At 49.4% G+C, this 15,752-nt stretch carries 15 protein-coding genes; 11 read left to right on the forward strand and 4 right to left on the reverse strand.

The features are described from left to right. Positions 1–11 precede the first annotated feature (11 nt). Together parC and E6C60_RS09510 are read left to right on the forward strand one after the other, a co-directional pair. Positions 12–2,468, forward strand: a complete 2,457-nt coding sequence (gene parC, locus E6C60_RS09505; protein ID WP_138225639.1) for a DNA topoisomerase IV subunit A — start codon at positions 12–14, stop codon at positions 2,466–2,468. A gap of 300 nt (positions 2,469–2,768) precedes the next feature. Continuing rightward, on the forward strand, positions 2,769–3,191 hold the full coding sequence (locus tag E6C60_RS09510; RefSeq protein ID WP_138225640.1) for a MarR family transcriptional regulator: 423 nt from the start codon (positions 2,769–2,771) through the stop codon (positions 3,189–3,191). 78 nt (positions 3,192–3,269) lie between these two features. Here the strand turns inward: E6C60_RS09510 and E6C60_RS09515 are convergent, their stop codons facing one another. The 3 genes from E6C60_RS09515 to E6C60_RS09525 all read right to left on the reverse strand — a co-directional run bounded on the left by E6C60_RS09515 (position 3,270) and on the right by E6C60_RS09525 (position 6,951). Then, on the reverse strand, positions 3,270–4,010 hold the full coding sequence (locus tag E6C60_RS09515; RefSeq protein ID WP_138225641.1) for an RluA family pseudouridine synthase: 741 nt from the start codon (positions 4,008–4,010) through the stop codon (positions 3,270–3,272). 2 nt (positions 4,011–4,012) lie between these two features. Then, positions 4,013–4,876 (reverse strand): class I SAM-dependent methyltransferase, encoded by an 864-nt coding sequence (locus tag E6C60_RS09520; protein ID WP_138227715.1) that lies wholly within the window; start codon positions 4,874–4,876, stop codon positions 4,013–4,015. Between the two features lie 122 nt (positions 4,877–4,998). Continuing rightward, complete coding sequence (locus tag E6C60_RS09525) at positions 4,999–6,951, reverse strand: endonuclease MutS2 (protein ID WP_138227716.1); 1,953 nt, start codon at positions 6,949–6,951, stop codon at positions 4,999–5,001. 697 nt (positions 6,952–7,648) lie between these two features. Here E6C60_RS09525 and E6C60_RS21305 point away from each other — a divergent pair. Continuing rightward, positions 7,649–8,509: a C40 family peptidase gene (locus E6C60_RS21305; protein WP_233281186.1), complete on the forward strand. Its 861-nt coding sequence runs from the start codon at positions 7,649–7,651 to the stop codon at positions 8,507–8,509. 53 nt (positions 8,510–8,562) lie between these two features. Here E6C60_RS21305 and E6C60_RS09535 read toward each other — a convergent pair whose 3' ends face one another. Then, entirely contained in the window at positions 8,563–8,838 is a 276-nt protein-coding gene (locus tag E6C60_RS09535) for a GNAT family N-acetyltransferase (RefSeq protein ID WP_233281187.1), read from the reverse strand. A gap of 153 nt (positions 8,839–8,991) precedes the next feature. On the opposite strand from E6C60_RS09535, the gene E6C60_RS09540 reads away from it, so the two are divergent. The 8 genes from E6C60_RS09540 (at position 8,992) to arsC (ending at position 15,648) form a co-directional block, all read left to right on the forward strand. Beyond that, a complete protein-coding gene (locus tag E6C60_RS09540) occupies positions 8,992–9,330 on the forward strand; it encodes an LSm family protein (RefSeq protein WP_138225643.1) in 339 nt (112 codons plus the stop codon). A 240-nt stretch (positions 9,331–9,570) separates the two neighbouring features. After that, positions 9,571–10,587, forward strand: a complete 1,017-nt coding sequence (locus tag E6C60_RS09545) for a PstS family phosphate ABC transporter substrate-binding protein (protein WP_407669141.1) — start codon at positions 9,571–9,573, stop codon at positions 10,585–10,587. An 86-nt stretch (positions 10,588–10,673) separates the two neighbouring features. Further along, a complete protein-coding gene (gene pstC, locus E6C60_RS09550; RefSeq protein ID WP_397330940.1) occupies positions 10,674–11,591 on the forward strand; it encodes a phosphate ABC transporter permease subunit PstC in 918 nt (305 codons plus the stop codon). A gap of 10 nt (positions 11,592–11,601) precedes the next feature. Then, the gene (gene pstA / locus E6C60_RS09555; RefSeq protein WP_138227719.1) at positions 11,602–12,489 is read left to right on the forward strand and encodes a phosphate ABC transporter permease PstA; all 888 of its coding nucleotides are present in this window, start codon (positions 11,602–11,604) and stop codon (positions 12,487–12,489) included. An 18-nt stretch (positions 12,490–12,507) separates the two neighbouring features. Next, positions 12,508–13,260 carry a phosphate ABC transporter ATP-binding protein PstB gene (gene pstB, locus E6C60_RS09560; RefSeq protein ID WP_138225645.1) on the forward strand — a complete coding sequence of 251 codons (753 nt, stop codon included), beginning with the start codon at positions 12,508–12,510 and terminating at the stop codon, positions 13,258–13,260. Positions 13,261–13,367: 107 nt separating this feature from the next. Continuing rightward, on the forward strand, positions 13,368–13,691 hold the full coding sequence (locus E6C60_RS09565) for an ArsR/SmtB family transcription factor (RefSeq protein WP_138225646.1): 324 nt from the start codon (positions 13,368–13,370) through the stop codon (positions 13,689–13,691). Positions 13,692–13,902: 211 nt separating this feature from the next. After that, positions 13,903–15,201 carry an arsenic transporter gene (locus E6C60_RS09570; RefSeq protein ID WP_138225647.1) on the forward strand — a complete coding sequence of 433 codons (1,299 nt, stop codon included), beginning with the start codon at positions 13,903–13,905 and terminating at the stop codon, positions 15,199–15,201. A 27-nt stretch (positions 15,202–15,228) separates the two neighbouring features. Next, on the forward strand, positions 15,229–15,648 hold the full coding sequence (gene arsC / locus E6C60_RS09575) for an arsenate reductase (thioredoxin) (protein ID WP_138225648.1): 420 nt from the start codon (positions 15,229–15,231) through the stop codon (positions 15,646–15,648). The last annotated feature ends 104 nt before the right edge of the window (positions 15,649–15,752 follow it).

Here is a 15,752-nt window from a genome sequence, read left to right on the forward strand (position 1 = left end):
AAGGTGAAGCCATGAGTTTATCAGAACAGTTTTTGCCGGCATTTCTGGAAGAGGTCGTCGGCGACCGCTTCGGCCGGTATTCCAAATATATAATTCAGGATCGTGCCATTCCCGATGTTCGTGACGGCCTAAAGCCCGTGCAGCGCCGGATTCTTTACGCCATGTACGATTCCGGCAACACGCCGGACAAGCCATATCGTAAATCCGCCAAGACGGTTGGGGACGTTATGGGTAATTATCATCCTCACGGGGATTCCTCGATTTATGAGGGGATGGTGCGGATGGCGCAGCCCTGGAAGATGGGGCATGTGCTTGTCGACGGTCACGGCAACTGGGGCTCTCAGGATGATGATCCTGCGGCTGCCATGCGTTACACGGAAGCCCGCCTGTCTCCGATTGCCATGGAGCTGCTGCGGGATATTGAGAAGCGTACGGTGCTGTTTAAGGACAACTTCGATAACACTGCCAAGGAGCCTGTCGTGCTTCCTTCGCGGTACCCGAATTTGCTGGTCAACGGAACCAGCGGCATTTCCGCCGGCTTCGCGACAGAGATTCCGCCGCATAATCTGCGGGAGGTCATCGATGCTTGTATTGCCTTGATGCAGAAGCCGGAGATTGAGCTGAGCGAGATTATGACCTTTATTAAAGGACCGGATTTCCCGACAGGCGGAATTATCATGGGACAATCGGGCATTGAGGACGCATACCAGACCGGGAAAGGCCGGGTATATCTTCGTTCCCTTACCGAGATTGAATCACTTCGCGGCGGGAAGCAGCAGATTGTAATTAAGGAGATCCCATTTCAGGTTGTAAAAGCAAGACTCGTCACTGCAATGGAGAACATCCGTCTGGAGAAAAAGGTTGAGGGGATCGCCGAGGTTCGTGATGAGAGCGGCCGGGAAGGCCTGCGTATTGTTGTCGAGCTGAAAAAGGATGCCGATGCGAACGGAATCCTTGCCTATTTGCTGAAGAAAACAGATCTGCAGGTCAATTACAATTTCAACATGGTCGCCATTGTGAACAAAGCTCCGCAGCAGCTTGGTTTGAAAGACATGCTGCAGGCTTATATTGATCATCAGCGCGAGGTCGTCACACACCGGACTCAATTCGAGCTGGAAAAGGCCGAGGACCGCTCTCATGTACTGGAGGGTCTGGTCAAGGCACTGAACATTCTGGATGAGGTCATTGCAGCGATCAAGGCTTCGAAGAATCGTCAGGATGCACAGAACAATCTGCAGTGGATGTTCGGCTTCACCGAGCGTCAGGCGGATTCCATTCTAACGCTGCAGCTGTACCGATTGACGAATCTGGAAATACACTCGCTGCAGAAGGAGCTTGATGAGCTCGAGAAGAAGATTGACACGCTCCGCGGAATTCTGAACAGTGATAAGAAGCTGATCCAGGTCATTCGCAAGGAATTGATGGAGATTCGCGAGAAGTACGGAATCGAGCGTCGTGCCAAAATTCAAGAAGAGGTTGAAGAGATCAAGGTAAACCTGGAGGTCATGGTCGCGGCAGAGGATGTGCTGGTTACGCTGTCCAAGGATGGCTACGTCAAGCGGACAAGCCGTATGTCCTTCACCCGCTCTGGCGGTGAGCTGGACAGCTCCGGCGTGAAAGAGGGCGATTACATCACCCGCGTGCTGGAGGTGAATACCCTTCAGAATCTGCTTATATTTACGCAGCGGGGTCAATACTTTGTCTTGCCGGTGCATCAGATTCCCGAGTACAAGTGGAAGGAAGCCGGGACCGCCATCGTCAACGTCATTCAGCTGGCAAAAGAGGATCAGATTGTATCGGTTATTCCGATTTCCAGCTTTGAAGAGGCCCGTCAGAGCCTCGTCTTCGTCACCGCGAAGGGTCAAGTTAAGCGTTCGGAGCTTAAGGATTATGAGACCAAACGCTCTGGTGCCGTAGCAGCCGTCAAGCTGGGAGCAGAGGACAAGGTCATTTCCGTCAGCATGAGCCAGGGTAATCAGGATCTGGTCCTGATTACAGCTGCCGGCATGAGCATTCGCTTTCAGGAATCCGAGGTGAACCCGATGGGACGTGTATCGGGGGGCGTTAAAGGCATCCAGCTTCGTGAAGATGATCAGGTTATCGCCGCTCTATGGGTTACTGAGGATGAGGGTGAAATTTTCGTGATTAGTGATCTGGGCTATGGCAAACGCTCGCTGCTGGCTGATTATCTTGCCCAGAGTCGGGGAGGCAAAGGCATTGTGACCTTTGAATTCAAGGAGGGCAAGAGAGTAAAACCGAACGGAAGCCGGCTCATTGGCGCTTATTACTGTAAAGAGCCGTTGTCCTTGACTGCATATGCCCAGGACAACAGCTTGTATCATTTCAGTACCGAGCAGGCACCCATTGGAGATCGGAAATCCATTGGCAAGCTGCTGGCGGATGTCGGCCGCAAAGGCGAGCTGAAGGACATCATTCAGCAGCCTGTATTTAAAACGCCAGGCATGTAATATGAAAGTATGCTTTAGCATCCGTTTCCCGGACCTTGGGGAGCGGATGCTTTTTTATGTGCAAGCCGTGCAGTGTCATGAATATGTCGAAACCAGGGCATGTCTGAAGCACCTTGTCGGGATGAGGCTGACGGCATTTGTCGCTTCCTTGGAAGTTTTATTTTTTATCATTTTCGGCAGGAATAAGCTTCCTGTGAGACGAAACTTAACGCTATAAACTACCGGAAAAAGGGCTGCCGGGTGCTTCATCGTTGAGGATCCGGGGAACACATCACAAACTAGAAAGGGGAAGGTTTAACCATGCATTCTCATGAATTTGCCAAGGTATGGTCCAGGATCGCTAAAGACTATAAGCTGCATATGGAGCAGGGCTTGGCTCCATCGCTCACGGAGGCACAGCTGACTGTGCTGGAGGTATTGGAGGAGCGGAGGCGAATGAAGCCCTCGGACTTCATCCCTTATCTGGCTACAAGTCCAGCTGCGGTCACCATGCTGCTGGATCGCATGGAGAAGAACCGACTCATTATTCGGGAGCGGGATGAGAGAGATCGCCGCATTGTGTGGGTCAGCATTTCGACCATCGGACGTCAGGAGATGCAGCGCGGTATTCAGGTCAGAAATGAATATTTAAATCAGATGCTTAATCGCATCTCTTCCCATAATCAGCAGCTGCTGGTATATCTGCTAGGCAAGGTGGGCACAATGCCCCGCGAAGTTGGCTAGCGGAGGGTTCTCCCGCTGAAATGACATGCTTAGCAGCAGCAAAAAGGAGCCTGATCATCTCAGGCTCCAGCCGTACGTTTATGATGTGCTGCAATGCTGATCTACTGCGGAGGAAACCAAACTCTCCGGATACAGGCTCCAGGGGTAAGTTCCGGGTGGATTAGAGCGGAGCTGCACCTGCTCTTTACTGACGGGATGAGACAAGCTGACCAGCAGGGACCAGAGCGCTAGCTGCTGTCCCGGCTTGTTCTGCCGGCTGCCGTATTTCTGGTCTCCGTACAAGGGATGGCCGAGATGACTGAGCTGGACCCGGATCTGGTGGGGACGGCCGGTATGCAGTTCTATGAGAAGCAGGCTGAAGCCATCCTGCTCTGCAAGTACTTTGTAATCCAGCACCGCCTCCTTGGCCCCTTCCGTTCCCTTCGGAACCACGGTAACGGTGTTGGTGCGGCTGTCCTTGCTGAGTGCATCCTGCAGGCGTCCCGAAGGACGGTGCAGGGTACCGTGCACCACAGCGGCATACAGCTTCTTGAAGCTGCGGCTGCGCACTGCATCCGACAGCCGCGACGCTGCTTTAGACGTCTTTGCGAACACCATCGCACCTCCCACGGGGCGGTCGAGACGATGGACCAGGCCAAGGTAGACATTGCCAGGCTTGTTGTAGCGCTCTTTGAGATCCTCTTTGAGCAAAGTGAGCATATCGGGATCACCGGAGGCATCCTCTTGCGACGGTATGTTTACCGGCTTGATGACACCCAGCAGATGGTTGTCTTCGTACAGAACGGGAATGTCAGAGCCTTGCAAACGGGATGTGCTCATCCTCAGGACTCCCAACGACCCAATATTCCGCACGGCAGGTTCAGCCCGGAATGGGTAATTGGCAGTCCAATTTCTCCGGCACTGATGGTTCCGCCATATTTATGCTGCATGGTCATCGACAGCATATTTCGCAGTACGGTTGGAGAGATCCCGGTCGTATAGGAATTAATAAGCATGAACAGCGGCTGATCTGACACAATATCCATGCAGCTTGCAAGAAAAGGATATAAGCTTTCTTCGAGCTTCCACGTTTCGCCGCTAGGTCCTCGTCCATAGGAAGGAGGGTCCATAATAATCGCGTCATATTGATTGCCGCGACGCTTCTCCCGCTGTACGAATTTGAAGACGTCATCTGTAATATAGCGGATTGGCGAAGCAGCGAGGCCGGAGAGGGCGGCATTCTCCTTGGCCCACTGCACCATTCCCTTGGCAGCGTCCACATGCACAACCTCGGCACCGGCAGAAGCAGCAGCTACGGTCGCACCGCCTGTATAGGCAAACAGGTTCAGCACCCGAATCGGACGATTGGCACCGGCAATCTTATCCATCATCCAGCGCCAATTGGCGGCCTGCTCTGGAAATAGCCCGGTATGCTTAAAGCTCGTCGGCTTGATATGAAATTTGAGTCGATCATATTGAATGGTCCAGCGTTCGGGAATCGCTTTTTTCATTTCCCAGCTGCCGCCGCCGGAGGAGCTGCGGTGGTAATGTCCGTGAACGTTTCTCCACAGACCGGTGTCCTGCTGCAGGGGCCAGATAATTTGCGGATCCGGGCGGCGCAGCAGAACCTCTCCCCAGCGCTCCAGCTTCTCACCGCCACCGGTGTCAATTACTTCATAGTCTTTCCAGTCATTTGCTACATACATCATGTAAATACCATCCTTCAACAAGTCATTTAGTCTATATTGTACAACAATTTGTGAAAAGGATGCTAATCCTTCATTACGCTCCAATAGAATCGGCAATCCATCCAAGAGTAAGTGATGGCTCATCCTTCATCCGGCTTCATCTCGATACTTAAGCCCTCGACATGCTTGCGCTGCAGCAGCCTGCGCTTCTTTCGATTCTCCTTGCTGTCAAACACAATGCTCATGTCATACTGCTCCGGATAGAGCTCGGCTGCCTCAATATGCAGCTTTAGCCGTTTGTGATTGATTCTTAGTTTCGAGTCCCGAACCTGGACTCCAACCCTGCCCCGCTTATCCTCCACAGCATAAACAATGCCAATCGCATTCAGATATGAGATCCATACCGCATCGCCGACCTGAAATGGAGACCTGCTTTTCTGTACTTTTAAAGCAGGAGCATCCTCCTGGGGCTCTTCAGAAGAAGACGGAGGCTCAGCATCACTTTCGGCTTCCACGATCTCTTCTTCACGGCCGTCTTCAGATGATGGCGTACCGATAGGATGTACCTGATGGCTGCTGCGAAGTTCAAGCGATCTGGTAATAATGTCCTTCGAGATGCCAAGCCGGGCCGCTATGATTAGTGCATAGCTTTCTCCGGCTTCGCCAATGCGCAGCCTGTACGTTGGAGCGAGTGTATGGAGATCAAATTCCATTCGTGCGTTCTGAAAGCCGTGCGTATTTGCGGCAAAATGCTTAAGCTCATTAAAATGAGTAGTCGCCATAATAATACAGCGTCGTCGATGAAGCTCTTCTAATATCGCGATGGACAACCCGATGCCTTCTCCAGGATCGGTTCCGGAAGCCATTTCATCTAGCAGAATCAAAGAACGATGATCTGCCGAGTCGAGGATCCGCTTCATCTGTGCCAAATGGGCAGAAAAGGTGCTCAGTGCATGCTCCAGGCTCTGTCCGTCTCCAATGTCTACAAAAATTTCACGAAATATACTGCACATACTGCCTTCATCAGCAGGGATGAATAAACCGGATTGAGCCATTAATGTGACGAGGCCGACCGTTTTGAGTGTCATCGTCTTGCCGCCGGTATTGGGTCCGGTAATGATGAGAGCGCGGCAGGTGCCACCCATTTCAACATCTAACGGAATCATACTGTTATGAAGCAAGGGGTGACGAACTTGGCGTAAGGAGATCACGCCCTCATCATTTAGCTTTACGGGTTGACCTCCGATTGACAATCCGTATTTACCGCGGGCCAGGATATAATCGTATTGTCCGACCGCCTCTGCATTGTGAGCCAGCTCCGTCAGATGCGCTTCTGCTTTGGCGGTCAATAGACTTAATATTATATTTTCCTCTCTAGCTTCATCCGCTTGCAGCAAGCTAAGCTCCCCGCTGAGCGCCGCGGCATCGGCCGGCTCGATGTACACGGTCTGTCCGCTGGCTGATTCATCCATAACGACACCCGGGATCAGGCGGCGATGCTCTTTTTTGACCGGAATGACGTATTTACCATTTCTTTGACTGACGAGGCTTTCCTGGAGGAGCTCCCGGTGCTTAAGTAAGAGAGAACTGAGCTTTCGCTTTAGTTTATCTTCGGTAAGCAGAAGCTTTTTACGAATCTTGGACAGCTCCTTGCTGGCGTGATCCTGGATACGTCCGGCATAAATACATCGCTCAATTTCCATGAGCAGCCCAGGCAGCTCCGACATGGATGCGGCATAGGAGCTGATCACCGGCGCAATTCCGCGCTTTGTCTCCATGTACCGAAGCAGCTGCTTGACGCTTCTGAGAAACTGCTGCAGCTGCATCCAGTCTCCTTCTTGCAAAATGTATCCTGTGCCTAGCAGCTGTAAAATCTGTTCCATTCCTTCCATAGCCGGCAGCGGTACGCTGGCCCCGGACTTGAGCAGAGCAGCGGCTTCTTCGGTTTCCTCCATGACATTCTTTGCTGCCCGAAGGTTTTGCTGGGGTGACATTGCCGTTACATATTGTGCACCGCGATAAGATTGAGCGTAACGCAGAACTTCTTCCTTCATCTGTTCGTATTGCAGGGCTTGATTGGTGGTGATTGTCATCATAGATCCTCCTTAATTTAATCATTGAGCTAGTCTTAACCGATATTTAGACAACAAAAAAAGGGCAGAGAAATGAACAAAGGTTCATTTTCTGCCCTCTCGGTTAAGGATTCCAATCAGCAGCTGTCCGTTGACTCCGCTCCTGAAGAAGGAGCAGGGGGTACAAAAAATCCGCACTGCTAAGCAGCACGGATGGACAATCTGCCAGATTAAAACACACCTTCCTGGCTTCAATGGGTTTCCGTTGTTCTTAACTACATTGCACAGCTCATCAGAATGGAAAAACAAATACAGCCTGTCCCAAAGGGCACAAGCGCCATGTTAATTCATCAGAGCATATGAAATTGGGTTAGTTAAGAACATTCACCAACATTAAAATCTCTCCTTAAAGAAGGTTTGGTCAATATTTTAATTCCTGGGTTCTGCCAAGTCAAGGGCTGTCTATCTCCAAACTTATCCAATGAATTTCCAGTTGTTTCAAAATAGTATCAAAATGAATCATAAAGGTTACAAAACATTCATTAATTCACTATTTAGACACATTTGAAATCTGCACACCTAATCCCCGTATGTTACTTTAAGTGGGTAGACTTGGTTAAAAAGAGCTGGAACCATACATACAGCACGTATGGTACAGGGACTCCATCATTTACTGCTGGAGCTGCCTGGAAGCTACGGGGGAGGATTTTTTAAAACGATGAATAAGTGGTTCAAGCAAGTGATGGTTGCAGGAACGATTGCTGTAACCAGTATGTCACTATTACCTAACACAACACATGCTGCAATGTCATCTATACAGGTACAAATCAACGACGCATTGGTTTCATTTACGGGAGTGGGACCTTTCGTTGATGATCAGGGCTTCACCCAGGTTCCGATTCGAATGGTTGCGGAGGATCTAGGAGCCGAGGTTCATTTTGAGAAGAGTCAAGAGCTGACGAAAGTGACCATTGTCAAAGGCGATTGGAAAGCCGTCTTGCACGCGGGCTCCAGCTATGCACAGATCGGATCTGACAAGGTAAAGATGGATACGATGATGCGAATTGTAAACGGAGTGACTTACGTGCCGGTTCGGTTTGTATCGGAGGCCTTTGGACATGAAGTGTCCTGGAATGCAGCCAATCAGATTGCCATGATCAATACCGATGGTGGCAGCTACAAGCCGGCCTATATTGCACCTGAGCCGGAAGCATCCAAGGGAGCCGAGGTCATCTCTGTTGCCAAGCAGTATTTGGGAACGAAATATGTGTGGGGAGGAACCTCTCCGTCCGGATTCGACTGCTCAGGGTTCGTTCAGTATGTATTTGATAAGCAGGGGATCTCCTTGCCGCATAGTTCTCTTGGAATGCATAAGAATGTAGGAACGCCTGTAGCTAAAAGCGATCTTCAGCCTGGAGATCTCGTATTCTTTATTACGAATAAGGTTTCAACATCGCATGTTGGCATTTATATTGGAAATAATCAGTTTATTTCTGCAGCCAGCAGCGGAGTCAAAGTGGACAGCCTCGGAAGTTCATATTGGGGACCGAAATATAACGGTGCTAACCGGATCTTATAGTAGAGTCAAAGCTGTTTCTCAGCCCTCAGAGGCGAGAGACAGCTTTTTTTGTGTCAGGAGTGAAGCACGTCCTGGTCCTGCGGATGAGTTTCAAAATGATGCTGCGCATAAGCACAGGCAGGAATAATCTTCAGATGATTCTTCCGGGCATGCTGAATGACCTCCTGTATGAGCTTTCCTGCGAGACCTTGTCCCCGAAATTTCGGGTCTACATAAGTATGATCAATGCTGATTGTTCCTTCTCCCTGAGAAGAGTAGGTTACCTCTGCTTGAGTCATATCTTGATCATGGATCGCAAAGCGACCCTCTTCGGCGATCATGTCAGCCATAAATATCCCTCCCGTTGTATAAATGACAGATGGTTAGGCAGATGAATCATTACCCTCCATAAACAAAAACGAAACCTTAATCACATAGGCATTCACCCTATTGAGGCCAATCGCATACAATGCCCACATAGGAAACTTGAAGGAGTGATGTTCATGTCTACACATACCGGCCATCAACTGCTGTATCAGTGTGACCAGCACATGGCGCAGCAAATGAAGCAGCACAAGTCCAAGGTTCATCATGCGCTGCAGAATGCTGTAAACCGTAAGGTTCGTATTGAAACGGTGGATCAAGAGGTGCTGGAGGGGACACTGGTCGGTTATGACAAAACGTTTATTTACATTAGTATGGAGCCGGTTCAATCCCGCGGGTATTATCCGTATCCGGGAGGCTACTATCCGCCTAGACCCCGGCCGCCCTATTACCCTTCGAATGTAATTTTGCCGTTAGCGCTTTTTGACCTGCTGACGTTGACGCTGCTCCTTGTCTGAGTTGGTCTGAGTAAAACTGCATCTATAGTGGGATGTATGCATGTCCGCATAGCAGCAAAAACACACTGTTCTCGGTACAGTGTGTTTTTGCTGTTATGCGCTAGACAAATGCTGTTCGCTTTCGAGCCCCTTCAACATTAAATTCACAATTTACATAACGTTAACAAAAGTATGGATTGTCGCTAACATAAACGTTCGATAATGGGACATGTAGATAGCAATTAAATATATTTAGGAGTGATGGGGATCGTGAAGAAGGGGAAACGGTTTTACATGGTAATGCTGCTGGCTGCGGCGGTGTCGCTGACTGCATGTTCAGAGGGGACAGAAAGTACAGAGAGTACTGGAGGTACTAACACGAACACAGAGAGCACGGGTACTGCCAATACCGAAACAACTAAAGTTGAAGAACCTGCAAAACTGTCTGGTACCATTGAAATTGACGGTTCCAGTACCGTATATCCGATCACTGAAGCTGTTGCAGAGGAATTTGGTAAAGAGAACGGCGACGTACGTGTAACTGTAGGTGTATCCGGAACTGGCGGCGGATTTAAGCGCTTTGCCAACGGTGAAACAGCAATGAACAATGCTTCCCGTCCAATCAAGGATGAAGAGGCTGAAACTGCTAAAGCTCAAGGCGTTGAATACGTAGAGCTGGAAGTGGCATATGACGGCTTGTCCGTACTCGTGAACCCGCAGAACGACTGGGTAGATCACCTGACTGTCGAAGAACTGCACAGCATCTTCAAGCCAGGCAGCAAAGTAACCAAGTGGAGCGACGTTCGCAGCGAGTGGCCTGCTGAAGAGATCAAAATCTTTTCTCCAGGTGCTGACTCCGGAACCTTCGACTATTTCACAGAAACGATTAACGAGGAAGCACAGCAAAGCCGTAACGACGCACAGGTGACATTCAGTGAAGACGATAACACCCTGGTACAAGGCATCGCTGGTGAAAAGTATGCACTGGGCTACTTCGGATTCGCTTACTACGAAGAAAATAAGGACAAGCTGAAGGTTGTTCCAATCGACGGCGGCAGTGGTCCAATCGAACCTACACACGAAACGATTAATGATGGCTCATATGCACCGCTCTCCAGACCGTTGTTCGTTTATGTAAACAAGGAAATGCTGGAGAAGCCAGAGCTGAAAGCATTCATCGAATACTACTTGAACAACGCTGCAGAATTGTCCGAAGAAGTAGGATACATTCGACTGCCTGAAGAAATGTACCAGGAGAACCTTGCGAAGTTAAAGTAAATCGGTAACTTAAAACGTGTGTGATCTCTCTTGGCGACAAGAGAGCTGTCACACACGCTTTAGTTTTTTTGAAGAGGAGAGCTATGATGAATAAGGAATTGTCAGGAGAGCATCCATTTCGCTCGAACAAGCCTAGATCTATTGAGTATGCTATGCCTGTTTTATTATTTTTATGTGCACTCGTATCTATTTTTACCACAATCGGTATCGTCTACACGCTTGTGACAGAATCTGTTGCCTTTTTTAAAGAAGTCAATGTATTCAAATTTCTGTCGGGCACCACTTGGGCGCCGTTGATCCAGCCTGTCAGCTTCGGAGTCATTCCGCTGTTGTTCGGTACGCTGCTGGTAACGTTGATAGCCTGCTGTATTGCTCTGCCAGTAGGTTTGGCAACTGCGATTTATTTGAGTGAATATGCTTCCCCGAAGGTTGCCAAGATCGTCAAGCCGGTTCTGGAGGTTCTGGCTGGAGTGCCGACGATTGTATACGGTTATTTCGCTTTAAGCTTTATTACACCGGTGCTTCAAACCTTGCTGCCGGGTACGAGCCTGTTTAATGCACTTAGTGCCGGGATCGCGGTCGGTATTATGATTATTCCGATGGTTTCCTCCTTGAGCGAGGACGCCATGAAGGCTGTACCGAAAAGCTTGAGACACGGAGCCTATGCTTTGGGAGCGACCCGATTCGAGGTAGCGATTCAGGTTGTATTGCCGGCCGCGCTGTCCGGGATTATCTCCTCCTTTGTTCTGGCTTTCTCACGGGCAATCGGTGAAACGATGATCGTTACAGTTGCAGCGGGGGCGACACCTCAGCTGACTGCAAGTCCCTTGGAGAGTATCCAGACGATGACCGCTTACATTGTACAGGTCAGCCTGGGAGATACACCGCATGGCTCACTGGCATACGGCTCGATTTTTGCAGTCGGTCTTACCTTGTTTGTTATTACACTTCTGCTGAATATTGTTGCTGCAGCAGTATCTAAACGATTTAGGGAGGTTTACTAACATGGCCGGCATGGCATTGCAACCGGGCGGACAGCCTTCTAAAGCACATCAGCAGGTACGCGGAAGAAAGAAAAGAGATCAATGGACCAAGATCCTGTTTCTCGGAGCCACCTCGATCGGAATATTAGCATTGATGGTCTTGATTATTGATATTTTAATAGACGGACTGGCTACGCTTCGTCCCGAGCTGCTCACGAATTATCCTTCTCGCCGAGCATCCGGCTCCGGATTGAAGTCGGCACTCATCGGAACGTTCTATATGGTTTGTATCATGGCGCCGATATCCTTCCTGATTGGGGTAGGAGCCGCCATCTTCATGGAAGAGTATGCGAAGAAAAATAAGCTGACACGGCTCATTCAGCTGAATATCAGCACACTTGCTGGCGTCCCATCCATTGTTTACGGTATTCTGGGTCTTGCCATTTTTGTCAGAGGGATGAATCTGGAGCGGAGTTTGCTTTCCGGCGCACTGACAATGACCCTGCTTGTGCTTCCAGTTATTATTGTATCGGCGCAGGAGGCCATTAAGGCAGTTCCTTCTTCCCGCAGAGATGCTTCATTGGCATTAGGAGCAACGAAGTGGCAAACCGTACAGCGGTCTGTGCTGCCATCTGCGTTTCCTGGTATTTTGACCGGTATTATTTTGGCTATTTCACGCGCAATCGGAGAGACGGCTCCGCTCGTCATGATCGGTGCGTTAACCTATGTTGCCTTTTTGCCGAACAGCTTGCTGGATCAATTTACAGTGCTTCCGATTCAGATTTATAACTGGATTTCTAAGCCGCAAACCGAGTTCCATGATCTGGCTGCGAGCGGTATCATCATTTTGCTAATTATGCTGCTGAGCCTGAACATGCTGGCGGTTGTGCTGAGAAATAGATTCCAGAAAAACCTGTAAGATAAGGAGATTCATACTATGAGTGCCATCGAGATGAAAGATTTGATTGTTTCCTACGGGCAGCAGCCCGCGGTCAAAAGCGTCACTATGGATGTTCCCAAGCAGTCAATCACAGCGTTTATCGGACCTTCGGGCTGCGGTAAATCGACGCTGCTGCGAACCATTAACCGGATGAACGATTCCATTGCGGATGTAAATATTACAGGCAGTATTCGCATTATGGGTCATGAGATTTATGATGATCAGATTAGTGTGGAAATGCTGCGCAAACGGGTCGGTATGGTGTTTCAACAGCCCAATCCGTTCCCCAAGTCCATTTACGATAATATTGCTTACGGTCCTCGGCTGCATGGCATTACGAAGAAAGCGGAATTGGATCAGATTGTCGAGAGCAGCCTTAAATCGGCGGTGCTGTGGGATGAAGTTAAGGATCTGTTGAAAAAGCCGGCGCTTCAGCTTTCAGGTGGACAGCAGCAACGGCTATGCATTGCCCGTGCTCTGGCTGTCAATCCTGATATCCTGCTTATGGATGAATCCACCGCTGCTCTCGATCCGTTATCGACGCTCAAGATCGAAGAGCTGGTTAAGACACTGCGTCATACGTATACGATCGTCATGGTGACGCACAACCTGCATCAGGCTGCACGTGTTTCTGATCAGTGCGGATTTTTTCTCAACGGAGAATTGGTGGAGTATGATCAGACGGAGAAGCTGTTCCGAAATCCGGAAGACGAAAGAACCGAAAGATACATCGAAGGTCGCTTCGGTTAATCTTATTGTTGATTTTCATCCCGTTCATCTTGTAGTATATAATCATACGCTTATAAGTCTTGTGGAGCTAGCGGTTCTAGCTCCCTGCAAAAGAGGGGGGATGAGACATGGAGTCCATCGAACAAATGGCTGACCGAATCAAGCTGCTCGGAGACAAAACACGTCTGACAATGCTTATTCTCCTGAAGGAGAAGGAGTGGTGTGTGTGCGATTTGGTGGATTTACTGGACGTCTCCCAGCCCGGCATCAGCCAGCATCTCCGCAAGCTGAAGTCTCAGGGCATTGTCAGTGAGGCACGTCGCGGCCAATGGGTACACTATTCCCTCAATGTGGAAGATAAGCCGTATCTGAAAGCTGTGCTCGATCAAATGCCGGATTATGAAGCGGTTATGTCATCTCTCGGCAAGAAAGAACCCAGCTCTCAATGCTAATACAACCATGCAAGACAGCAGGACCATCCGGAAACTGGAGGCGCTGAAGGCTAAGAATAGTGCTCAGTGTATGCTTCCTTCGTCCAGGGTTCTGAACGCCCTACGTATAAGTATATTATGATATGGTAATTTAGGAGACCGCATACGTGAGGGTAAACAGGTACAAATTAATGTTGGAGGTACGGGGATTACAAACTAGGGGGAAAGCATTGTGTTATCTGTTGTTCTGGCAAGTCTCATCTTTATCATTACGCTAGTCCTTATTATTTGGCAGCCTAAAAATCTGTCGATCGGCTGGTCCGCCTGTGGTGGTGCGGTGCTGGCGCTTTTGGTCGGTGTGGTTGATTTTCACGATGTTTGGGCCGTCACTCAAATTGTCTGGAATGCGACATTGGCTTTTATCGCGATCATTATTATTTCCTTGATCCTGGATAAAATCGGATTCTTTGAATGGGCAGCGCTCCATATGGCGAGAGCGGCCGACGGCAGAGGCATCCGGATGTTCGTATATGTAACATTGCTTGGCGCGGTGGTAGCCGCCTTTTTCGCCAATGATGGTGCTGCTCTGATCCTGACCCCGATTGTCCTGGCGATGGTGCGGGCATTGAACCTGGATGAAAAGAATGTATTTCCATTTATTATCGCGAGTGGATTTATCGCCGATACCACCTCCTTGCCGCTGGTAGTCAGCAACCTGGTCAACATTGTGTCTGCTGACTTTTTCGGGATAACGTTCATCGAATATGCCGGCCGAATGTTTGTGCCGAATCTGTTTGCGCTTGGAGCCAGTATTCTCGTGCTATATTTGTTCTTCCGCAAAAGTATTCCGCGTACCTTTGACGGCACACAGCTGAAATCACCAGCGTCTGCTATACAGGACCCGGCAATGTTCCGGTTATCCTGGATCGTATTGAGCGTGCTCCTGGCCGGATATTTTGTATGTGAATTTATAGGGATTCCGGTATCCATTGTAGCGGGCTTTATCGCGATCTTCTTCCTGCTGATGGCTTCAAAAAGTCCGGTTGTACAAACCAAAGAAGTGATCAAAGGAGCACCATGGGCGATCGTGTTTTTCTCCATCGGTATGTATGTGGTCGTATACGGCCTGCGCAATGTCGGTTTGACGGATGTGCTGGCGCAGCAGATTCAAGGCATTGCAGATCAGGGATTGCTCGCGGCAACGTTCGGCATGGGCTTCATTGCAGCGATTCTATCTTCCATTATGAATAACATGCCTACCGTTATGATTGACGCACTGGCGATCGAGGCCACGAACACCACCGCGGCAATCAAGGAAGCCTTAATTTATGCTAACGTTATTGGCTCGGATTTGGGTCCGAAGATCACGCCGATTGGCTCGCTCGCAACGCTGCTCTGGCTGCATGTGCTCTCCAGCAAAGGAGTCAAAATCAGTTGGGGCACGTACTTCAAGACGGGGATTATATTGACCATTCCGACCTTGTGCATTACCCTTTTGGGATTATATATATGGCTAGCTATACTTCAATGAAATAAGACATGTGAAGGAGAGAGTAAAATGGATAAGAAAACACTTTATTTTTTATGCACAGGTAATTCCTGCAGAAGTCAGATGGCAGAAGGCTGGGCGAAAAAGCATCTCGGAGAGGAATGGAATGTGTACAGCGCAGGCATTGAGGCTCATGGCCTGAATCCCAACGCAGTCAAAGCTATGGCTGAAGTCGGAATCGACATCTCGAATCAAACCTCAGATATTATTGATATGGATCTCCTTAACCGTGCCGACTTCGTTGTTACCTTATGCGGGGATGCTGCGGATAAGTGCCCCATGACGCCTCCGCATGTCCGCCGCGAGCACTGGGGCTTTGATGATCCTGCCAAGGCACAGGGGAATGAAGAAGAGAAATGGGCGGTATTCCAGCGTGTGCGCGATCAGATCGGCAGCCGGATTCAGCAGTTTGCAACAACGGGTCAATAAAAACAGACTTAAGAAGCGGGGAGCTATTCCCTGCTTTTTTTTTCGGTCAAAAAACGCTCGTAATTATAGATGTTGAAACAGAGAAACGATAATGATTACTAGCA

This window comes from Paenibacillus algicola (assembly GCF_005577435.1).
Lineage (GTDB): Bacteria > Bacillota > Bacilli > Paenibacillales > Paenibacillaceae > Paenibacillus_AQ > Paenibacillus_AQ algicola.